Origin of the sequence: Dactylosporangium sp. CA-152071 (genome assembly GCF_050936335.1) — a bacterium.
In the GTDB taxonomy this organism is placed as follows: Bacteria; Actinomycetota; Actinomycetes; order Mycobacteriales; family Micromonosporaceae; genus Dactylosporangium; species Dactylosporangium maewongense.
In genome coordinates this window covers 7,721,512-7,742,485 of record NZ_JBNJMZ010000001.1, presented here as the reverse complement: position 1 = coordinate 7,742,485, position 20,974 = coordinate 7,721,512, and the positions used below count along the sequence as shown (strand labels likewise).

General features: G+C 70.9%; 18 protein-coding genes. 13 read left to right on the top strand and 5 right to left on the bottom strand.

The window, feature by feature from the left end; genetic code table 11:
- Positions 1-91 precede the first annotated feature (91 nt).
- The 4 genes from ACQEVZ_RS34920 to galK all read left to right on the top strand — a co-directional run bounded on the left by ACQEVZ_RS34920 (position 92) and on the right by galK (position 5,481).
- Entirely contained in the window at positions 92-2,254 is a 2,163-nt protein-coding gene (locus ACQEVZ_RS34920; protein ID WP_344506144.1) for a HelD family protein, read from the top strand.
- Between the two features lie 241 nt (positions 2,255-2,495).
- Positions 2,496-3,275, top strand: coding sequence for a DeoR/GlpR family DNA-binding transcription regulator (locus ACQEVZ_RS34915; RefSeq protein ID WP_033362424.1), 780 nt, complete (start codon positions 2,496-2,498; stop codon positions 3,273-3,275).
- 20 nt (positions 3,276-3,295) lie between these two features.
- On the top strand, positions 3,296-4,366 hold the full coding sequence (gene galT / locus ACQEVZ_RS34910) for a galactose-1-phosphate uridylyltransferase (RefSeq protein ID WP_433374430.1): 1,071 nt from the start codon (positions 3,296-3,298) through the stop codon (positions 4,364-4,366).
- A 35-nt stretch (positions 4,367-4,401) separates the two neighbouring features.
- Positions 4,402-5,481, top strand: a complete 1,080-nt coding sequence (gene galK, locus ACQEVZ_RS34905; protein ID WP_354891446.1) for a galactokinase — start codon at positions 4,402-4,404, stop codon at positions 5,479-5,481.
- Between the two features lie 10 nt (positions 5,482-5,491).
- Here galK and ACQEVZ_RS34900 read toward each other — a convergent pair whose 3' ends face one another.
- Entirely contained in the window at positions 5,492-7,594 is a 2,103-nt protein-coding gene (locus ACQEVZ_RS34900) for an NPCBM/NEW2 domain-containing protein (RefSeq protein WP_433374427.1), read from the bottom strand.
- A gap of 252 nt (positions 7,595-7,846) precedes the next feature.
- Here ACQEVZ_RS34900 and ACQEVZ_RS34895 point away from each other — a divergent pair, with 252 nt between their 5' ends.
- The 5 genes from ACQEVZ_RS34895 to ACQEVZ_RS34875 all read left to right on the top strand — a co-directional run bounded on the left by ACQEVZ_RS34895 (position 7,847) and on the right by ACQEVZ_RS34875 (position 13,984).
- Positions 7,847-8,932 carry an ABC transporter substrate-binding protein gene (locus ACQEVZ_RS34895; RefSeq protein ID WP_433374424.1) on the top strand — a complete coding sequence of 362 codons (1,086 nt, stop codon included), beginning with the start codon at positions 7,847-7,849 and terminating at the stop codon, positions 8,930-8,932.
- Positions 8,933-9,021: 89 nt separating this feature from the next.
- Positions 9,022-10,548: a sugar ABC transporter ATP-binding protein gene (locus ACQEVZ_RS34890; protein WP_433374421.1), complete on the top strand. Its 1,527-nt coding sequence runs from the start codon at positions 9,022-9,024 to the stop codon at positions 10,546-10,548.
- Entirely contained in the window at positions 10,545-11,510 is a 966-nt protein-coding gene (locus ACQEVZ_RS34885) for an ABC transporter permease (RefSeq protein ID WP_344506139.1), read from the top strand. Before ACQEVZ_RS34890 ends, ACQEVZ_RS34885 begins: the two co-directional genes overlap by 4 nt.
- Positions 11,507-12,514: an ABC transporter permease gene (locus ACQEVZ_RS34880; protein WP_433374417.1), complete on the top strand. Its 1,008-nt coding sequence runs from the start codon at positions 11,507-11,509 to the stop codon at positions 12,512-12,514. Before ACQEVZ_RS34885 ends, ACQEVZ_RS34880 begins: the two co-directional genes overlap by 4 nt.
- 192 nt (positions 12,515-12,706) lie before the next feature.
- Positions 12,707-13,984 carry a nitric oxide synthase oxygenase gene (locus tag ACQEVZ_RS34875; protein ID WP_433374414.1) on the top strand — a complete coding sequence of 426 codons (1,278 nt, stop codon included), beginning with the start codon at positions 12,707-12,709 and terminating at the stop codon, positions 13,982-13,984.
- 1,323 nt (positions 13,985-15,307) lie between these two features.
- Here the strand turns inward: ACQEVZ_RS34875 and rocD are convergent.
- The 3 genes from rocD to ACQEVZ_RS34860 all read right to left on the bottom strand — a co-directional run bounded on the left by rocD (position 15,308) and on the right by ACQEVZ_RS34860 (position 17,784).
- Positions 15,308-16,519 (bottom strand): ornithine--oxo-acid transaminase, encoded by a 1,212-nt coding sequence (gene rocD / locus ACQEVZ_RS34870; protein WP_360558704.1) that lies wholly within the window; start codon positions 16,517-16,519, stop codon positions 15,308-15,310.
- On the bottom strand, positions 16,516-17,307 hold the full coding sequence (gene ddaH, locus ACQEVZ_RS34865) for a dimethylargininase (RefSeq protein WP_433374411.1): 792 nt from the start codon (positions 17,305-17,307) through the stop codon (positions 16,516-16,518). The genes rocD and ddaH overlap by 4 nt, the downstream gene beginning before the upstream one ends.
- Positions 17,308-17,568: 261 nt before the next feature.
- Complete coding sequence (locus tag ACQEVZ_RS34860) at positions 17,569-17,784, bottom strand: hypothetical protein (RefSeq protein ID WP_344506134.1); 216 nt, start codon at positions 17,782-17,784, stop codon at positions 17,569-17,571.
- A gap of 142 nt (positions 17,785-17,926) precedes the next feature.
- On the opposite strand from ACQEVZ_RS34860, the gene ACQEVZ_RS34855 reads away from it, so the two are divergent.
- The 4 genes from ACQEVZ_RS34855 to ACQEVZ_RS34840 are packed head-to-tail and all read left to right on the top strand — an operon-like array spanning position 17,927 to position 19,937.
- Positions 17,927-18,301 (top strand): hemerythrin domain-containing protein, encoded by a 375-nt coding sequence (locus tag ACQEVZ_RS34855; RefSeq protein WP_433374407.1) that lies wholly within the window; start codon positions 17,927-17,929, stop codon positions 18,299-18,301.
- 22 nt (positions 18,302-18,323) lie between these two features.
- Positions 18,324-18,923 (top strand): nucleotidyltransferase family protein, encoded by a 600-nt coding sequence (locus ACQEVZ_RS34850; RefSeq protein WP_344506132.1) that lies wholly within the window; start codon positions 18,324-18,326, stop codon positions 18,921-18,923.
- A gap of 10 nt (positions 18,924-18,933) precedes the next feature.
- Positions 18,934-19,179: a hypothetical protein gene (locus ACQEVZ_RS34845; RefSeq protein ID WP_344506131.1), complete on the top strand. Its 246-nt coding sequence runs from the start codon at positions 18,934-18,936 to the stop codon at positions 19,177-19,179.
- Positions 19,176-19,937, top strand: a complete 762-nt coding sequence (locus ACQEVZ_RS34840) for a metallophosphoesterase family protein (protein WP_344506130.1) — start codon at positions 19,176-19,178, stop codon at positions 19,935-19,937. The genes ACQEVZ_RS34845 and ACQEVZ_RS34840 overlap by 4 nt, the downstream gene beginning before the upstream one ends.
- A gap of 15 nt (positions 19,938-19,952) precedes the next feature.
- Here ACQEVZ_RS34840 and ACQEVZ_RS34835 read toward each other — a convergent pair whose 3' ends face one another.
- The gene (locus ACQEVZ_RS34835; protein ID WP_433374402.1) at positions 19,953-20,771 is read right to left on the bottom strand and encodes an RNA polymerase sigma factor SigF; all 819 of its coding nucleotides are present in this window, start codon (positions 20,769-20,771) and stop codon (positions 19,953-19,955) included.
- Between the last annotated feature and the right edge of the window lie 203 nt (positions 20,772-20,974).

Genomic DNA, 20,974 nt, shown 5'->3' with positions numbered 1-20,974 from the left:
GCGCCGGGAAGACCCCCGCGACCACTTCGCGGGAGCGGCGGCGCAGTAGGCTCGTAGGGTTGTTTTTAACCCGGTGCATAGGGGTGGGGCGTTGAACGACGCGGTTCGCGAGTCGGAGATCGCCGCCGAGCAGGCTTACCTCGACCGGGTCTACACCCGCCTCGACCAGCTGCGGATCAATGCGGCTGAGGTCGAGCGCGAGGGTTACAGCCTCGCCAGGGTCGGCAACTTCGGCGCGCTGGTGGAGCGCGACGCGATGGTGTATCACGCCGCGAAGCGCCGCCGCGCCCTGGAGAGCGAGCACGACGGTCTCGTCTTCGGCCGCCTGGACCTCGGCCCCGACGGCCGGTCCGGCGACGGCAAGGACGCCGCGTCCGCGGACCCGGTCGTGCCCGGCGGTGAGGTGCGTTACATCGGCCGGTTGGGGCTGCGCGACGAGACGTACGAGTCGCTCGTGGTCGACTGGCGGGCGCCCGCGGCGGCGCCGTTCTACCGGGCCACCCCCGCCGACCGGATGGGGGTCGTGCGGCGGCGCAGCATCCGCAGCAGCAACGAGAAGGTCGTCAGCATCGAGGACGACCTGCTGGATCCGGAGGCGGCGCCGAGCGACATGGCGGTGATCGGCGACGGGGCGCTGCTGGCGAACCTGTCGCGCGCGACGGGCACCGGCATGAAGGACATCGTCGCCACGATCCAGCGGGAGCAGGACGACGCGATCCGCTCCCCCAGCCTGGGTGTGACGATCGTCCGTGGCGGGCCCGGCACCGGCAAGACGGCGGTCGCCCTGCACCGCGCCGCGTACCTGCTGTATGCGGACCGTAACCGGTACGAGTCGGGCGGGGTGCTCGTCGTCGGCCCGTCGGACGTGTTCGTCGGGTACGTGTCGCGGGTGCTGCCGTCGCTCGGCGAGGACACCGCGTCGCTGCGGTCGCTGGGGCAGCTGCTCGAGGGGGTCCAGGGCACCCGGCACGAGCGGCCGGAGGTGGCCGCGATCAAGGGTTCGCTGCGCATGCAGCGGGTGCTGAGCCGTGCCGCCCGCGGCCCGGTGCCGGACTCGCCTGAGCGGATTCGGCTGTTGTACCGCGGGGAGCTGCTGGTCCTGGAGCGTCCGGCGCTCGACGAGCTGCGTCGCACGGTGCTGAACCTGGGGGTGCGCCGCAACGCCGCGCGGGCGAAGGCGGCCGGGCACGTGCTCGACGCGTTGTGGCGGCAGAGCGTGGAGCTGCTGCCGTCGGGCCGGCAGCAGAAGCGGGAGGAGTTCGCGCCGGACATCGCGGAGCGGCCCGAGTTCGTAACTTTCATGCGGGGCTGGTGGCCGGTGCTGCGGCCGGCGGAGGTGCTCGGCTGGCTCACGGACCGTCACCGGTTGTCGCGGTGGGCGAACGGGGTGCTGAGCAACCGGGAGATCGCGGTCCTCGCCGGGTCGATCCGGCCGGACGACCCGTCGGTGGAGGACGTGGCGCTGCTCGACGAGCTGCAGGAGCTGCTCGGCGACCCGCCGGTGCGCAAGCGGGTGGCGCGGGATCCGTTCCATGTGGCGGAGGGGGTCCGGGAGGTCACCACGTACGCGGACCGGATGGCGGCGGCGCGGGCGCAGGCGGTGGAGCGTCCGGCGGACTACCGCGACTACGCGCACATCATCGTCGACGAGTCGCAGGACGTGTCGCCGATGCAGTGGCGGATGATCGGCCGTCGCGGGCCGAACGCGACGTGGACGATCGTCGGTGACCCGGCGCAGGCGGCGTGGGACGACGCGGCGGAGGCGGAGCGTGCGATGGACGGCGCGATCGGCACCCGGCGCCGGTCGGCGTTCACGCTGACCACGAACTACCGCAACTCGGCGGAGATCTTCGAGGTGGCGGCGCGGGTCATCCGCAAGGCGCAGCCGGACATCGAGCTGCCGACGGCAGTGCGCTCCTCAAACGAGAAGCCCGTACTGACGACCGTGACGGCACCGGAGCTGGAGGCGGCGACCCGGGCGGCCGCTCAGACGCTTCTGGACCAGGTCGAGGGCACGGTCGGGGTGATCACGCCCACGGCCCGCCGCGACGAGGTCGCCAAGTGGGTCGCGGGGCTGGACGAGCGGCTGCAGACGGTGGGTGCGCTGGACTCGAAGGGCATGGAGTACGACGCGGTCCTGGTGGTCGAGCCGGCGCAGATCAGGGACGAGGCGAAGACCGGGTTCAGGACGCTCTACGTGGCGTTGTCCCGGGCCACCCAACGTTTGACCACGGTAGGAACCACACCCTTCTGAACATCGTTCGCACAGTTCTCTGTTCGAGTTTGTTGACTTCTGGTCGGCTAGGTTCGAAGCTGTAGCGCATGCGAGCGCACCTTGCCGCCCTTCAAGGGGGTGTCCACCCGGCCGTCAGTTTCGGCCGGGCCACCGGGGTGCACACCGTCTCTGGCGACGTAACGTCTGCGTTGGAATCTGCGATGGGATTTGCCATCCGCGCAGCCGCGCCAGCCGCTGCGCCTGCGAAGGGAACGGCGTGATGCTCGCACAGCAACGTCAAACGGCCATTCTGGATCTGGTGCGCCGGCACGGTGGCGTTCGGGTGAGCCAGTTGGTGCGCCAGTTCGGCGTATCCGACATGACCATCCGCCGCGACCTCGAGGCACTGGCCGACCGCGGCCTGGTCGACAAGGTGCACGGCGGTGCCACCATCGCCGGCCCCGGATCCACCGAGGAGCCCGGCTTCGACGCCAAGTCGGTGCGTCAGCGCAACGAGAAGGCCGCGATCGTCGAGCGGGCCGCCAAGCTCATCGAACCCCACACGGCGGTGGCGCTGTCCGCCGGCACCACCACGGCGGCGCTCGCCGCGCACCTGGTCGATGTCCCGGGACTGACCATCGTCACGAACTCGATCCCGGTCGCCGACACCCTGTACCACGCCGGCAGGCCCGACCAGACGGTCGTGCTCACCGGCGGTATCCGCACCCCGTCCGACGCCCTCGCCGGCCCGGTCGCCGAGGCGGCGATCGGCTCCCTCAACGTCGACGTGCTGTTCCTCGGTGTGCACGGCATGAGCCCGCGCACCGGTTTCACCACGCCGAACCTCATGGAGGCCGGCACCAACCGCCTGATGGTCTCCGCCGCCCGCAGGCTGGTCGTGCTCGCCGACCACACCAAGTGGGAGATGGTCGGCATCGCCACCATCACCCCGCTCGACGAGGCGGACATCCTCATCACCGACGTCGGGCTTCCCGCCGAGGCACGGGTGCAGCTCGCTGAGCGCGTCGGTGAACTCATCGTGGTCGATCCGAACGGTTAGCCACCCCAACTGGAGAACGAGTGAAGCGCACGGTCACCCACCTCGCCGACGGTCGGGAACTCATCTACTTCGACGAACGCGACGACGCGTCCAGGGACGCCGTCGACCTGCGGGAGCTACCGCCCCCGCCCGCCGCGTCAGAGATGCGTCACGACCCCATCCTCGATGAGTGGGTGGCCATCGCCGCGCACCGGCAGTCCAGGACGTTCCATCCGCCGTCGGACGAGTGCCCGCTGTGCCCGTCATCGCCGGCGTGGCAGAGCGAGATCCCCGCGAGCGAGTACGACGTGGTCGTGTTCGAGAACCGGTTCCCGTCGTTCAGCCACCGGGTCGGGCCGGAGCAGGGCGACATCCTGCCGGGGCTGGTGCCGACCCGGCCGGGCGCGGGCCGTTGCGAGGTCGTTTGCTTCACCTCCGACCACAACGCGTCGTTCGCGTCGCTGTCGCAGGCCCGGGTCCGCACCGTGATGGAGGCGTGGGCGGACCGCACCGCCGACCTGTCGACCCGCGACGACGTCGAGCAGGTCTTCTGCTTCGAGAACCGGGGCACCGAGATCGGCGTGACGCTGTCGCACCCGCACGGGCAGATCTACGCGTACCCGTTCGTCACGCCGCGCACCCGCCGGATGCTGGAGTCGGCCCGGGCGCACGAGGGCAACCTGTTCGCCGACGTGCTGGCGGCCGAGCGCGCCGACGGGTCGCGGGTCGTCGCGCAGAACGTGCACTGGACGGCGTTCGTGCCGGCGGTCGCGCGGTGGCCGTTCGAGGTCCACCTGTACCCGCACCGGCAGGTCCCCGACATCCCGGCGCTGACCCCGTCGGAGCGCGACACGTTCGCCCCGATCTACCTGGAGGTGCTGCGGCGCCTCGACGGCATGTTCGGGCTGCAGATGCCGTACATCGCGGCGTGGCACCAGGCGCCGGTCCGGGTCGACCGGCACCTGGCCTACCTGCACCTGCAGCTGTTCAGCACCCGGCGGGCGCCGGGCAAGCTCAAGTACCTCGCCGGGTCCGAGTCCGGCATGGGTGTGTTCGTCAACGACGTGCGGCCGGAGCAGGCCGCCGCGATGCTGCGGGAGGTCCAGCTGTGACGACGGCCGCGGAGCGCCTCACGAAGGCCGCCAGCATGTGGGCGAGCCCCGGCAGGGTCAACCTCATCGGCGAGCACACCGACTACAACGACGGCTTCGTGCTGCCGTTCGCCCTCCCCCACGCGACCGCCGTGAGCGGCAGCCGGCTCGCTCAAAAAAGCTGGCAGGTCACGTCCGAGCAAACGGGCGAAACAGTGATCTTCGATCTGGAAGACAAGGTCGAAGGCTGGGCGTCCTACGTGGCGGCCGTCGTGTGGGCGCTGCGCGAGGCCGGCGTCGACGTGCCGGGCGCGACCCTGACCATCGCCTCCGACGTGCCGTTCGGCGCGGGGCTGTCGTCCTCGGCCGCCCTGGAGTGCGCCGTCATGGCCGTGCTGGTGGACCTGGCCGGCGTGGACGTGCCGATGCGGGACCGGCCGCGGCTCGCGCAGCGCGCCGAGAACGAGTACGTGGGCGCCCCGACCGGCATCATGGACCAGGCCGCGTCGACGCTGTGCCGGGAGGGTCACGCCCTGTTCCTGGACTGCCGGTCCCTGGCGACGGAGCAGGTGCCGTTCGACCTCGCCGGCGCCGGTCTGAAGATCCTGGTGGTGGACAGCAAGGCGCCGCACGCGCACGTCGACGGCGAGTACGCGGCCCGCCGCCGGGCGTGTGAGGAGGCGGCGGCGATCCTGGGGGTAACGGCGCTGCGCGACGTCGACGTCGACGGGCTGCCCGACGCCCTCGCCAAGCTCGACGACGAGACCATGCGCCGCCGGGTCCGGCACGTGGTGACGGAGAACCAGCGGGTCCTGGACACGGTCGACGTGCTGCGCGCCGGTGACCTGCGCGCGGCGGGACCGCTGATGACGGCGTCGCACGAGTCGATGCGCGACGACTACGAGATCACGGTGCCGCAGGTCGACACCGCGGTGCGGGTGGCGCTCGAGCACGGCGCGCACGGCGCCCGGATGACCGGCGGCGGTTTCGGCGGCTGCGTCCTGGCGCTGGTCGACGAGGAGGGCTGCGACGCGGTGGAGACGGCGGTGCGGGAGGCGTTCGCCGCGAACGGCTTCACGCCTCCCGACACCTTCGTGGTGACACCCGGTCAGGGCACCTACAGCCTCAGCAGGTGAGGCAGGTGAGTCAGCACGTCAGCCGGGCGTCGGCCCAGTCGGCGTGGTCGTAGTCGATCGAACCGGCCCCCGCGGTCACGAGCCGCAGGTTGGTGCGCCCGCTGACGGCCACGTCGACGGCGACGGGTGCCGCCGCGGTCACGGTCGGGCTGGTCCACAGCGTGACGCCGTCGGCGACGACGCTGAACACCACCCCGGTCGAGGACGTGCCGACCTCCGCGTCGATGCCGGCGACGGCGGTGAACCGGCTGCACGTGCCGCCGAGGGGCACGGTGACGTCGCCGGCGGCGTGGACGCCGACGCCCTTCGGGTAGCTGACCCCGCCGACGGTGATGACGCTGCCGTCGCCGGCGGCCTGCTCGCCGTTGGAGGTGTCGCGCTCCGCCGGCCCCCAGCCGTTGGTGGCGGTGCCCCAGGTGCGGTCGCTGACGGCCGTACCGGCGCCGCTGCCGCCGCACACGAGCGTGGGTGCGCCCCAGTCGGCGTGGTCGTAGCTGATGCCGTTGCGAGCGTCGGTGGCGCGCAGCTCCAGCGTCAGGTAGCCGCCGGTGGACACGGTCAGCCTGGTGGGTGCCTGGCCGCCGGTCTTCACGCCCGTGTACCCGAGGAGCCGGCCGTCGCCGTACACCGCGAACCGCACGGAACCGTTGGCGCCGGCCTCGGCGTCGACGCCGACCTGGGCGGTGAACGTGCGGCAGGCGCGGCCGAGCCAGACGTGGACGGCGGCGTCGGCGTGGGCGCCGATGCCCTTGGTGAACGCGGTCCCGCCGATGTTCAGGGCGGCGCCGTCGCCGGCGGCCTGTTCACCGTTGGCGCGGTCGCGTTCGACGGGGCCCCAGCCGCCGCTGGAGGCGAGCCACGGCAGGTCGCTCACCTGGAGGGTGCCGGCGGCGGGCGCGGCCGCGAGGGTCCCGGCGCGGGTCACCCGGAACATCGCGACGCCGTGCGACGGGACGGTCGCCGAGAGCGTGCCCGACGTGGTGCCGGTCGCTCCCGTCCAGAGGTTCTTCGTGGTGTACGAGCTGGAGCCGCCGATGCCGAGGGCGGCGGTCGTGGTGCTGATCGAGGCGGCGGCGCCGCCGCGGTTGAACAGCACGGCCGCGACCGACCCGTCGCTCATCGGTTTCGCCCACACCTCGGTGTCGCCGAAGTCGGCCATGCGGCGGCCCTGTGAGCCGCCCCAGTCCTGGTTGACGGCGATGACGTCGGCGTTGCGCAGCACGTTGAGCGTGGCCGCGGGGACGCTGCGCAGGTCGTTGCCGAGCAGCAGCGGCGAGGACAGCAGCGACCAGAGCGAGAAGTGCGCGACGTTCTCGTCGGCGGTGAGCGGGCCGTTGCCGACCTCGAGCATGTCGGGGTCGTTGTAGTACCCCTTGCGCGCGAACGTCTCCAGGCCCGCCTGCTGGTCCAGCAGCGACGTGACGCTGCCCCAGCTGGCGTTGATGTCGCCGGTGGTGCGCCACAGGCTGCCGCCGGTGTTCGGCGCGAACTCCCACGGCGCGTCGTCGCCCCAGTTGCAGATGCTGTAGACGATGTGCCGGCCGGTGGCCTTCAGCGCGTCGCCCATCGCCTTGTACCGCTGCGCGGCGGGGCGGCCCTGGTTGTTGCAGTTGTCGTACTTGAGCAGGTCGATCCCCCAGGACGCCCACGTCTGCGCGTCGACGGTCTCGTGGTCGAGGCTGGCCGGCAGGCCCTGGCAGGTGGCGGTGCCCGCCGAGGAGTAGATGCCGAGCTTCAGCCCGCGGGCGTGCACGTAGTCGGCGATGGCGGCGATCCCGCCGGGGAAGCGGACGGGGTCGGGGCGCAGGCGGCCCTGGGCGTCGCGGGTCGAGGCCATCCAGCAGTCGTCGATGTTGACGTACGTGTACCCGGACGCCTTCAGCCCGGTGCTCACCATGGCGTCGGCGGTCGCCTTGATGAGGTTCTCGTCGATGTTGCAGCCGAACCGGTTCCAGCTGTTCCACCCCATCACGGGGGCGGTGACGGGACCGGGCTGCGGGGTGGCGGTGGCGGACGCCGGTTTTGTCGCGATCGAAGTGATGACTGTTGATGCGAGCAGGGCCGTGGCGGCGGCCGTCAGGGCGCGCGTCAGCGCCCGGGGACTTCGGTTCATCCCAGCTCCCAGGTTGAGTAAGATCGAAAGTGTTGAATATTGTGGCATACGCAAGCGCGAATGGACACGATCGATCGCCTCGGTGTCGGGACAACTTCGGCAAGGTCTCGAACATGTGACAGTTGGTGTTTGGTTTTGGTCGGGTGGGTGGAAAGTCTTGACAGAAAAAGTTGGAGGATGAGTGAATGCGGTACACCCCGAACGCGGCGTGCCTCACGCCGCGGTCCCCCTCGCTCAAGGGAGTGACCCGACATGATCGATTTGCGTGGCCGCTGGCGGCCTGCCCTGGCCGTTCTCAGCGCCTCCGCCCTGCTGCTGACCGGCTGCGCGAAGTCCGAGGACGACCCGGCCGCGAAGACCACCGCCGACAGCTCGGCCGCGGTGCAGACGACGAAGTCCGCCGCCGCCGGAGGCTCCACCTGCACGCTCACCAAGTTCGGCGGCACCAAGATCGACCTGAAGACGGCCACCATCGGCTTCTCCCAGTCGGAGAAGGAGGCCAACCCGTTCCGCATCGCCGAGACGCAGTCCATCAAGGACGAGGCGGCGAAGCTGGGCATCCCGGCCGCCAACCTGAAGCTGACCAACGCGGACACGAAGTTCGACAAGCAGATCACCGACGTCAGCACCCTGATCGACCAGGGCGTGCAGCTGCTGATCATCGCGCCGCTCAACTCCGACGGCTGGGACTCGGTGTTCCAGAAGGCCGCCGCGAAGAAGGTCCCGATCGTCACGATCGACCGGAAGATCAACGCGAAGCACTGCACCGACTTCCTGACCTTCATCGGTTCGGACTTCTACGAGCAGGGCAAGCGCGCGGCCGACAAGATGGCCAAGGCCCTCAACAACACGGGCACGGTCGCCATCCTGCTCGGCGCCCCCGGCAACAACGTGACCACGCTGCGGACCAACGGGTTCAAGGAGCAGATCGCCAAGGTCGCCCCGAACATCAAGATCGAGTTCGAGCAGACCGGCCAGTTCTCCCGCGAGGAGGGCCAGAAGGTCTCCGAGCAGCTGCTGCAGTCCAAGCCCAACATCAACGGCATCTACGCCGAGAACGACGAGATGGCGCTCGGCGCGATCACGGCCCTGAAGGGCGCCAGCAAGAAGGCCGGCGACGTCAAGATCGTCACCATCGACGGCACCAAGGGCGCCGTGCAGGGCATCGTCGACGGCTGGATCTACTCGGTCATCGAGTCCAACCCGCGCTTCGGCCCGCTCGCGTTCGGCACCGCCGCCAAGTTCTTCAACGGCGAGGAGATCGCGGAGAACATCATCATCTCCGACCGCGAGTACGACTCCACCAATGCCGCGGCCGACCTGGGCCTCGCGTACTGACCCACTGACCGTTCGCAGCTGGCTGTCGCAGCATGGCCCAGGTCGGGGATGATCCCGGCCTGGGCTTTCTTCTAGATGGGACCTCTCGCATGTCCGCTCCGGACGCGCCGCTGCTCGAAGTGGCAGGCGTCAGCAAACAGTTCCCGGGGGTGCGCGCCCTCGACGACGTCTCGTTCACCCTGCGCGCCGGCGAGGTGCACGCCCTCGTCGGTGAGAACGGGGCCGGCAAGTCGACCCTGATCAAGGTCCTCACCGGCGTCTACCAGCCCGACGGCGGCGACCTGCGGCACCTGGGGCAGCCCGTCACGTTCAACGGCCCGCTCGACGCGCAGGCGGCCGGCATCTCCACGATCTACCAGGAGGTCAACCTCGTCCCGCTGATGAGCGTGGCGCGGAACCTCTTCCTCGGCCGGGAACCCCGCAACCGGCTCGGCCTCGTCGACGTCTCCCGCATGAACCGGGAGGCGGCCGAGATCCTCGCCGGCTACGGCATCACCTCCGACGTGCGCCGCCCGCTGGGCCTCATGGCGCTCGGCGCGCAGCAGATGGTCGCCCTCGCCCGGGCCGTCACGGTCGACGCCCGCGTCGTCGTCATGGACGAGCCGACCTCCTCGCTCGAACCCCGCGAGGTCGAGACCCTCTTCGGCGTCATCGCGCGCCTCCACGAGCGCGGCGTCGGCATCATTTACGTCAGCCACCGCCTCGACGAGCTGTACCGCATCTGCGACCGTGTCACCGTCCTGCGCGACGGCAAGCTCGTGCACACCGGCCTCATCAAGGACCTCGACCGGCTGCAGCTCGTCTCGCACATGCTCGGCCGGCCCATGTCCGAGGTCCGCAAGGAAGGCTTCACCAGCTTCGGCGGCGAGCACGCGGCCGCCGACAGCAAGCCCGTGCTGCGGGTCGCCGACCTCAACAGCCGGCACAAGCTCACCGGCGTCAGCTTCGAGGTGCTCCCCGGCGAGGTCGTCGGCCTCGGCGGCCTGCTCGGCGCCGGCCGCAGCGAGACCATCAAGGCCGTCGCCGGCGCGCTGCCGCTGGACCGCGGCACCGTCGAGATCGACGGCACCGTCGTGCGCCGGCCCAACCCGGTCGCCGCCCTGAAGGCCGGCATCGCCGTGCAGCCCGAGGACCGCAAGGCCGAGGGCCTCGCCCTCGGGCTGTCGATCCGGGAGAACATCGCCCTCGCGGTCCTGCCCCGCCTGTCGACCGCCGGCATCGTCTCCGAGCGCAAGATCGACAAGATCGTCGAGACCTTCATGACCCGGCTGCGGGTCAAGGCGTCCGGCCCGCACCAGCGCGTCGGCGACCTGTCCGGCGGCAACCAGCAGAAGGTCCTCCTCGCCCGCCTCCTCGCGACCGGCCCGAAGGTCCTGCTGCTGGACGAGCCCACCCGCGGCATCGACGTCGGCGCGAAGGCGGAGGTCCAGGCGCTCATCGACGAGCTGGCCGCCGAAGGCCTCGGCGTCGTGCTGGTCTCCTCCGACGCGGAGGAGCTCATCGAGGGTTCCGACCGTGTGGTCGTGCTGCGCGACGGCGCCGTCGCCGGCATGCTGCGCGGCGAAGAAGTGACAACGGAGCATCTGATGAACGTGATCGCGACGGCGGCGTCATGACCACCGCCGTGTCCTCCTCCTCGTCGTTCAACAGCGCCACGGTCCGCCGGCTGCTGCCCCTGTACGGGGTGTACGTCGCCCTCGCCGCCCTGGTGCTGTTCAACATCGTCTACACCGACAACTTCCTCGCCTGGAACAACCTGCGCATCCAGCTGGTCCAGGTGACGCCGGTCGTCATCGTCGCGCTCGGCATGGCGCTCGTCATCGGCACCGAGGGCATCGACCTGTCGGTCGGGTCCGTGATGGCGCTCGGCGCCGCCCTCATCCCGCTGTACCTCGGGTACGGGATGGTCCCGGCGATCGTGCTCGCCCTCGTCGGCGGCGTGGTCGTGGGGCTCATCAACGGCGGCCTCGTCGCGTTCGTCGGCCTCCAGCCGATCGTGGCGACCCTCGCCATGCTCGTCGCCGGCCGCGGCGTCGCCCTGGTCGTGTCCAACGGCAAGTACAAGGACATCCGCGACAAGGACTTCCTCGCCATCGGCACCGACGCGTTCCTCGGCGTGCCCTACACCGTGTGGATCGCCGCCGTCCTCGCCGTCGTCGTCGGGTTCGTCGTCCGACGCACCGTGTTCGGCCGGCGGCTGCTCGCCATCGGCGACAACCGGGCCGCCGCGCAGCTCGCCGGCGTCCCCGTCAAGCGGGTCCTGGTCGGCGTGTACATGATCGCCGCGGTCCTCGCCGCCGTCGCCGGCGTGATCCAGGTGTCCCGGATCGGCTCCGCCGACGCGTCCCGCATCGGCCTGCTCATCGAGCTGTCCGCGATCACCGCCGTCGTCGTCGGCGGCACGCCGCTGACCGGCGGGAAGGTCCGCGTCCTCGGCACCGTCGCCGGCGCGTTCCTCATGCAGCTGCTGACCGCGACGATGATCGCCAACAACCTGAAGGACTCGACCGCCCAGATGGTCCAGGCGGTCATCATCCTGGTCGCGGTCTACACGGCCCGCGAACGGAGGACCCGATGACCCTCGTCGCCGAACCCCAGCTCGAGAAGGCCGAGGCGGCCTCGCTGCGCACCGAGCGGATCGTCGAGCTCGTCCAGCGCCAGGGCGCCCTCGCCGTCCTCGGCATCGTGCTCGTCGTCGGTCTCGTCGCGTACGACAACTTCCGCAGCTTCGACAACGCCGCCACCATCCTCGTCTCGGCGGCGCCGGCGGCCCTCATCGCGCTCGGCATGACCTTCGTGATCATCACCGGCGGGATCGACCTGTCCGTCGGCTCCCTCTACGTGCTCGGCGGGGTCCTCGCCGCGTGGGCGTCGCAGTACGGCGTCGCCGCCGCGTTCGCCGTGCCGCTCGCCGTGTGCGGGGTGTTCGGGCTCGTGCAAGGGCTCGTCATCGCGTACGCGAGGCTGGCGCCGTTCATCGTCACCCTCGCCGGGCTGCTCGGCGCGCGCGGGCTCATGCTCGCCCTGTCCAACGAGGGCGGCACCACGTACCTCGTGGACCCCGGCGCCTTCAAGGACTTCGGCAAGGGCGAGCTGCTCGGCGTCAAATACTCCGTCTACCTGGTCGTGGTGCTCTTCGTGATCGGCATGATCGCGCTGTACCGCACCCGCTTCGGCCAGTCCGTCTACGCCCTCGGCGGCAGCGAGGACGCGGCCCGGCTGATGGGCGTGCGGATCCGCGGCACCCAGATCAAGGTCTACGTCCTGTCGGGGCTGCTCGCCGGCCTCGCCGGGGCGATCAACGCGGCCCGGCTCGGCTCCGGAGTCACCGTGCTGGGCACCGGCATGGAGCTCGACGCGATCGCCGCCGTCGTCGTCGGCGGGACCCTGCTGACCGGCGGCGCCGGCACCCTCGGCGGCACGATCGCCGGCGTCCTGCTGCTCCAGGTGATCCAGAACCTGATCAACCAGGACGGCAAGATCACGTCGGCGTGGCAGACGGTGATCAGCGGGGCGTTCATCGCGCTCGTCGTCGTCGCGCAGACCTACCTGGCCCGGCTGCGACGGGTCGCGTCAGGCTAGCGTCCCGGCCCTGCACGGCGTCTCCGTATGGCACTCCGGTCGTCCTTTCGGCCGGGGTGCCATGCCGTTTTGCACCTTGCATTGCTGACTGCCCGACATGTTGCGCACACGGTGTGCGACTCTCACGATGGCCCGGCACACAACATGAACTCCTTGCCGCGTCGGGACCCCCGTCGGCGTTGGGAGGCCAGTATGAGTGTGCCTGGATACCGTGACATGCCAGGTCAGCAGTGGGATCCGCGGCAGCCCGTGGATGCCCGCGAGGCCGAGGACTTCCTCGACCTGTTCCACCGGGAGAACCCGCAGCGCGGCGACGTCCGGGAACGCCTCGCCCGCGTCGTCGACGAGATCGCCGAGACGGGCACGTACACCCACACGTACGCCGAGCTGGTCTTCGGCTGCCGGGTGGCGTGGCGCAACGCGAGCCGCTGCATCGGCCGGCTCTACTGGCGCAGCCTCGTCGTGCGCGACCTGCGCAAGGTCGGCGCCCCCGACGAGATCTTCGAGGAGCTCGTCCGCCACCTGCGCCTCGCCGGCCAGCGCGAACGCAACGTGATCCGCCCCGTGATCTCCGTCTTCGCGCAGCACGTCCCCGGCCGCGCCTCCGCCCGGCTGTGGAACGAGCAGCTCATCCGGTACGCCGGCCACCGCGAGCCCGACGGCCTGATCACCGGCGACCCGCGCAACACCCAGTTCACCGAGACCCTGCAGCAGTACGGCTGGCGGGGCAAACCGGACAACCCCTTCGACGTGCTCCCCCTCGCCATCGAGGGCCCCGGCGGCGACGTCAACCTGTACGACCTGCCCGAGCACGCGGTCTGGGAGGTGCCGATCGAGCACCCGACGCTGCGCTGGTTCGCCGAGCTGGGTCTGCGCTGGCACGCAGTCCCGGCGATCGCCAACATGCGCCTCACCATCGGCGGCGTCGACTACCCCCTGGCCCCCTTCAACGGCTGGTACATGGGCACCGAGATCGGCGCCCGCAACCTCGCCGACCCCGACCGCTACAACCTGCTGCCGGTCATCGCCGAACGGATGGGCCTGGACACCAGCACCGAACGCTCCCTCTGGCGCGACGGTGCCCTCCTCGAACTCAACCGCGCCGTCCTGTGGTCCTTCGACCAGGCGGGCGCCCGCATCAGCGACCACCACTCCGAGTCGGAGCGCTTCCTCGCCCACATCGCCAGCGAGGAACGCGCCGGCCGCGAGGTCCCCGCCGACTGGTCCTGGATCGTCCCCCCGATGAGCGGCTCCACCACCGGCGTCTTCCACCGCTACTACCACGAGGCCGACCAGCGACCCGCCTTCTACCTGGACTCCGAGGCCCGCGACCTCGGCCGCCGCGGCCGCTCCCCGAACACCGCCGAGCCTTCTGAAGCCCCACCCTCATGCCCGTTCCACGAACCCACCCCACCCGCCACACCCCCCGAACTCCGCGGCTGGTTCGGCCGCCTCTTCCACCGCCCCTGATTCCCTATCGGGGATCGGCTGTCAAGGCCCGGCGTGACCGGGCTGGTTTCCGGTCGGAGGATCGTTGGTGGGGAAGGTTGCCTCGTTTGTCCGCGCCTTGTGCGTGTGACCTGTCATGCCCTGTGTGGGCTTGCTGAGCGGCCTTCCCCGCCTTGGTCTTGCTGCTGCGGCATCGGCGTCGGATGTCCTCGGTCACGGTCCACTGCTCGGCGATGATGCTCTTGGCCTGGTCGGGGGCGACCGGTCGGCCGTCGGTGTCGCAGATGACGTAGGGCATGCCGCGGTGCATGACGGTCCAGAGCCGTTCAGCGAGCCGCCCGGCGACGACGCAGAGGGCTTTGAGGCATGACGTGAGCGGCAGCGTGGCGTGGGCGGCAGGATCAGGCGGCGTGACGCGCGTAAGACAGCTGCTGACGACGGCGCAGCCCGTCCGGCCGGAGGCGTCGCCCACCACTCCCCTGCTGATGACGGCGCAGCCGGCCGGCCGGAGGCGTCGCCCACCACTCCCCGTTGCACGGGCCCGACACGCCGGCCACCCCCACGCCAACACCGCGGCTGATTCGGTTGCCTCTTCCACCGCTCCTGACACCTGCAGCAGCGCCTCGCGCGGACGAGCAGCGCGCCGGGCCAATCGCGAGCGACGCGGCCGAGCGACGCGGCCGAGCGACGCGGCCGAGCGACGCAGCCGAGCGACGCAGCCGAGCGACGCAGCCGAGCGACGCAGCCGAGCGACGCAGCCGAGCGACGCAGCCGAGCGACGCGGGCGGCATGACGTGGGCAAGACGCTTGACGACGGCTCGGCCCTGGTCAGGCTGGCGACGTCGTCCACCGCCCGCCCGCACCCCGAGCCCGAACCGCCGGCCGCTGTGTCGCTGTGGCCGAACGGCGCCCTCGTCGGTGGTGCGGGACCCGCTGCCAGTCCTGCACCGCGGCGGCAGGCACTCCGCATCGCGGCTGGGCCGGGCGTCGCTTCCGCTGCACCCGACCGCCTGCACCTTCCGCCGCACCCGATCGCCCGCAGCGGTGCGTTGCGCCGTGGCGAGCAGCGCGCCGGGCTATCGCGCGCGACACGCGCGCGATACGCGTGAGGCGGCCGACGAGTGCTGCGGCGAGCCGCGGGGTGTCGTCCACTGCAGGCGGCGAAGTCGACGTGACGGCTCGACGGTCCCGGTGACTGCTTCCTAGACCGTACCAACAGCCACCTAATCGATCTCCAATCCGGTAAGCAGAACAGTACCCTCCGCAACAAGAAGCCGCCCCAGGTCAGGTGCGAACCGGGGGCGGCCTTGAAACAGCGCAGGAAAGCGCAGGGAAGCGCGGGTGTCAGGACTTCAGGACGGCGTGGAGGGCGTCGACGGCGACGTCCACGTCCTCCGCGGTCACGTGCAGCGGCGGGGCGAGGCGCAGGGTCGAGCCGTGGGTGTCCTTGGCCAGGACGCCGCGGGCCATGAGGGCCTCGCAGGCCTGGCGGCCGGTCATCAGGGCGGGGTCGATGTCGATGCCGGCCCACAGGCCGCGGCCGCGGACGGCGGTCAGGCCGTGGCCGACCAGGGCGTTGAGCCGCTCGTGCAGGTGGGCGCCGACGGTCCGCGCGTTCGCCTGGAACTCGCCGGTGTTCAGCAGCGCGATGACGGCACGGGCGACGGCGCACGCGAGGGGGTTGCCGCCGAACGTGGAGCCGTGCTCGCCGGGGCGCAGCACGCCCAGGATGTCGTGCGAGGCGGCGACCGCCGACACGGGCACGATGCCGCCGCCGAGGGCCTTGCCCAGCACGTACATGTCGGGGACGACCGGCGACGAGGCGAAGGTCGAACCGGTCCGGCCCAGGCCGGACTGCACCTCGTCCGCGATGAACAGCACGTTCTTCAAGGTGCACACGTCGCGCACGCCGGGCAGGTAGTCCGGTGGCGGGACGAGGACGCCGGCCTCGCCCTGGATGGGTTCGATGAGCACGGCGACGGTGGTGTCGTCGATCGCCGACGTGAGGGCGTCCAGGTCGCCGTACGGCACGATCCGGAACCCGGGCGTGTAGGGGCCGTAGTCGGCGCGCGCGTCGGGGTCGGTGGAGAAGCTGATGATCGTGGTGGTGCGGCCGTGGAAGTTGTCGGCGGCCACGACGATGGTGGCCTGGCCGTCGGGGACGCCCTTGACCTTGTAGCCCCACTTGCGGGCCACCTTGATCGCGGTCTCGACGGCCTCGGCGCCGGTGTTCATCGGCAGGACGAGGTCCTTGCCGCACAGCGCGGCCAGCTCCTCGCAGAAGGGGCCGAACTGGTCGTGCACGAACGCGCGGCTGGTCAGCGTGATCCGGTCCAGCTGGGCGTGTGCGGCGGCGATGAGCGCCGGGTGGCGGTGGCCGAAGTTGAGCGCGGAGTAGCCGGCGAGGCAGTCCAGGTAGCGGCGGCCGTCGACGTCGGTGACCCAGGCGCCCTCACCGGAGGCGATGACGACGGGCAGCGGGTGGTAGTTGTGCGCGGTCCAGCGCTCGGCCTGGTCCAGGAAGGGGCCGGTCGACGAGGAAACAGCGGTGGTCATGCGCGCACCTCCAACGTGCAGCACTTCGGGCCGCCGCCGGCCTTGTGCAGTTCGGACACGTCGACTGGCACCGGCTGGAACCCTTTCGACGCTAGCTCCCGCGCGAGGCGGGTGGCGGCGGATGGCAGGACGACCCGGTGGCCGTCGCTGACGGCGTTCAGGCCGAGGACGGCGGCGTCGGCGGCGGTCGCGATGACGGCTTCGGGGTACAGGCGGCGCAGCACCGCCTGGCTGCCCGGCGAGAACGCGCCCGGGTAGTAGGCGACATTGGTCGGCGACAGGACGGTCAGCGCCGTGTCGAGGTGGTAGTAGCGCGGGTCGACGAGCTGCAGGGTGATCACCGGCCGCCCGAAGAGTTCCTGCGCCTCGGCATGCGCGGCGAGCTCGGTGCGCAGGCCGGTGCCGGCGAGGAGGTGCTCGCCGGCGAGGAGGATGTCGCCTTCGCCCTCGTTGACGCTCTTCGCCGGGTGGGTCTGGAACCCGTTGCGCTCGAACCAGGCGAGGTAGGCGGGGCCTTCGTCGGCGCGCTCCGGGTGGCGGAACTGCGCGCCGTAGACGACCCCGTCGACGACGGTGGCGCCGTTGGCGGCGAAGACCATGTCGGGCAGGCCGGGCACCGGGTCGATGAGGTCGACGGTGTGGCCGAGCGACAGGTAGAGCTCGTGCAGCCGGGTCCATTGCGCGACGGCGAGGTCGGCGTCGACGGGCGCGGTCGGGTCCATCCAGGGATTGATCGCGTAGTCAACGGCGAAGTGCGTAGGTCGACACATCAGGTAGCGACGGCTCATGCGATCCAACGTAGGCGCCGCCCGCCCGGCGTTCCATTGCGGAAAGCTGCTTCTTGCCGGCGTTTTCCTGTCTTGTACCGCGATCAGACGGCGATTCGTTGCGTCCAGAACCAAGCGGGACCCGAACGGGACCCGAGCCGGGTGGCCGGGACGGGCAACCGCGCAGCCACCGCCCACACCCGGCACGCAACCGCGCAGCCACCGCCCCGCACCCGGCACGCAACCGCGCAGCCGCCGCCCCGCACCCGGCACGCAACCGGCTCAGCGCAGCTCGCGCCAGTCGCCGGGCTGGGCGAGCAGGCCGGATACGCAGTCCATCGCCGGCTCTTCGGCGTCGAACTCGTAGGTGCGGGAGCGTCCGTCGGCGCCGCCTTCCCGCGACTCGACCCACCAGTGGCCGGCGTCCTCGAAGAGATAGACGTCGCGGCGGGCGAGCCGCCCCCAGGTGCCGTTCCACCAGTGCTTCCTGCGCTCCATGAGGAGACATTCGAACACACGTACCAAGGCAGATGGAAGCCCGCCCCGCTGAAATCGATCAGGTCTGCTTCGTGACGGTTAGCCGGGTGGCGGGCAGGGTACGCCAACGCATGCCTGTGCCACGGAATCTGGGGAGCTGACCATGGAGCAGGACCTCATCGGCCTGCTGGTCGGCGAACACCGCCGGCTCGAGTCGCTGTTCGCCGAGATCGAGACCGCGCGGTCGCCGGTCGCCCGCCGGAGCGCGCTGGACGCCGCCGTCACGATGCTGGCCTCCCACACGGCGACCGAGGAGCGGCTGCTGCACGCGCACCTGCCGGCGGAGCTCGCCGACTACGAGGCGGCCGAGCACCGGCGCATCGGCGAGCTCGTGGCGCGGCTGACGGAGCTCAACGACGTGGATCCCGCGTTCGGGATGCTGCTGGCGGCGCTCCTGGAGGCGGTGCGGGAGCACGTACAGGAGGAGGAGACCGAACTCTTCCCGCGGCTGCCGCAATCGGTGCGTGTGACGGAATGACCAGACGGGTAAGCCGTTCTGCATGGCAGTTCCGGAGGACAGGCAGCCGCTGATCGCGACGCTGAAACGTGCGGCGTTCCACTTGAAGGACGCCGGCATCCCGTTCTGCCTGGCCGGCAGTTTCGCCGTGTACGCGCGGGGAGGCGAGTCCGTCGACCACGACATCGACTTCCTCATCAAGGCCGAGGACGCGGAGCGGGTCCTGACGGCGCTGGCGGAGGTCGGGTTCCGCGGCGAGGTGCCGCCCGAGGGCTGGCTGGTGAAGGCCTGGGACTCGGTGGAGAACGAGGACAACCTCATCGACTTCATCTTCTGCCCGGTGCAGCGGCCGGTCACCGACGCGACGCTCGCCGACACCGACGTGATCGCCGTCAACGCGTGCCACATGCCGGTGCTGTCCGCGACCGAGCTGATGATCCACAAGGTTCTGACGTGGTCGGCGCACTACTGCGACTACGCGCGCGGGCTGCCGGTCGCGCGGTCGCTGCGGGAGCAGATCGACTGGCCACGGGTGTACCGGGAAACGGCCCACTCGCCGTACGCGCATGCTTTCCTGTTCTTGATCGACCGCCTCGGCGTCATGTCGCTGGACGAGACCAGCGCCCTCGCCGCTTCCCTGTGAGGAGGCACTCGTGATCATCGACCAGCACGTCGAGAGCGAGCTGCACCAGCTGCTCATCGAGGACGCCCGCATCGCCGAGCAGGGCATCCGGGTGGTCCGCACCGAGGACGGGGTCAGCCTCGTCGGTGAGGTGGAGAGCGCCGAACGCCGCGACCTGATCTGCCAGGTCGTCCACGAGACGTTCCCGGACCTGCCGGTGCACTGCAACATCGGGCTCACCAGGGTCAACGAGCCGCAGGACGTGGAGGAGCTATGACGTTCGACGAAGGCAGTGTCAATGGCAGTGTCAGAGTCGCCGCGGTCGGCGACGTCCACCTCGACGCGGACGTCCTCGGCCGGTACCGGCCGGCACTGGAGCACATCGGCGACAAGGCCGACATGCTGCTGCTCGCCGGTGACCTGACCCGGCACGGCACCGCCGACGAGGCGCACTGCGTCGCGGAGGAGTTCGGCGGCCTGGCCGTGCCGGTGATCGCGATCCTCGGCAACCACGACCACCACTGCGACCAGCCGGCCGAGGTGACGAAGGTCCTGGAGGACGGCGGGATCACCGTCCTGGAGTGCTCCGGCACAGTCCTGGACGTGGACGGTGTGCGGGTCGGGGTCGCCGGCACGAAGGGCTTCGGCGGCGGGTTCGCGGGCGCGTGCGCCAGCGAGTTCGGCGAGCCCGAGATGAAGGCGTTCACCCGGCACAGCCGCGAGCTGGCCGAGCGCTTCGGAGCCGCACTGTCGGCGTTGGACGCTGATGTACGGATAGCGCTCACCCACTATTCGCCGGTCCCCGAGACGCTGCTGGGTGAGCCGCTGGAGATCTACCCGTTCCTCGGGTCGTACCTGCTCGCGCAGGCGATCGACGCGACACCTGGGGTCGGGCTGGCCGTGCACGGGCACGCGCACGCGGGGTCGGAGCGGGGGACGACGCCGGGCGGGGTGCCCGTCCGCAACGTCGCCCACCCGGTCATCAAGCAGGCCTACAACGTGTACCAGCTGTCGTCGGTACTGACGCCCGCCTAGCTCCTGGGAGGGGCGTCACAGCGGCGTTACCAGTGCGCCCCTCAGGTGGGCCAGGGCGTGGGCGAGCAGGCGCGACACGTGCATCTGCGAGATGCCGAGCCGGTCGGCGATCTGCGTCTGTGTCATGTTGCCGAAGAACCGCATCGCGATGATCTTCTGCTCGCGCTCCGGCAGCTCCGCGATCAGCGGCCGCAGCGACTCGCGGTCGTCGACGGCCTCCAGGTCGCGGTCCATGCCGCCGAGCAGGTCGGCGAGCTCGGGGCCGGCCTCCTCGTTGCCGGTCGGCGCGTTGATGGACAGCGCCCGGTACGCGTGCCCGGACTCGATGCCCTCGATGACGTCCTCCTCGCTGACGCCGAGCTTCTCCGCGAGGTCCGCGACGGTCGGCGAGCGGCCCAGCCGTTGCGCGAGGTCACCGGACACCTTGGAGATCTCCAGCCGCAGCTCCTGCAGCCGGCGGGGGACCCGGACGTCCCAGCCCTTGTCGCGGAAGTGCCGCTTGAGCTCACCGACGATCATCGGGATGGCGTAGCTGGTGAACACGGCGCCGCGCGCCGGGTCGTAGCCGTCGACGGACTTGATGAGCCCGACGTTGGCGACCTGGGTCAGGTCGTCGAGGGGTTCGCCGCGGTTGCGGAACCGGCGGGCGAGGTACTCGGCGAGCGGCAGGTGCAGCTCGATGACCCTGGCCCGGATCCGGTCGTGGTCGGCGCCGCCGGCGGGCAGCTCGCTCAGCAGCGCGAGCAGCGCGCGGGCTTCGGTCTCGAGGTCCTTGTGGTTGGCGCGGTGGCCGGCGCGGGGCCGCGGGGCTGGGCGGTGGACGGTGGCGGTCATGGGGGAACCCCCTGCCTGCTGCCGCGATCCGTCCGCCCTTGGGTGCGGGCAGCGGTCACGGAAGAGATTTCGCCGGCAGACGCCCTGGTCTCGAACGTCCGGCGCGCAACCCGGCACGGCGACCGCGACTGGTTTGACGGTCGAGCCAATCAGCCGTTCAGCTGATGTTGCGGGTCATACAAACGTACGCCTGTCGCCCTGTG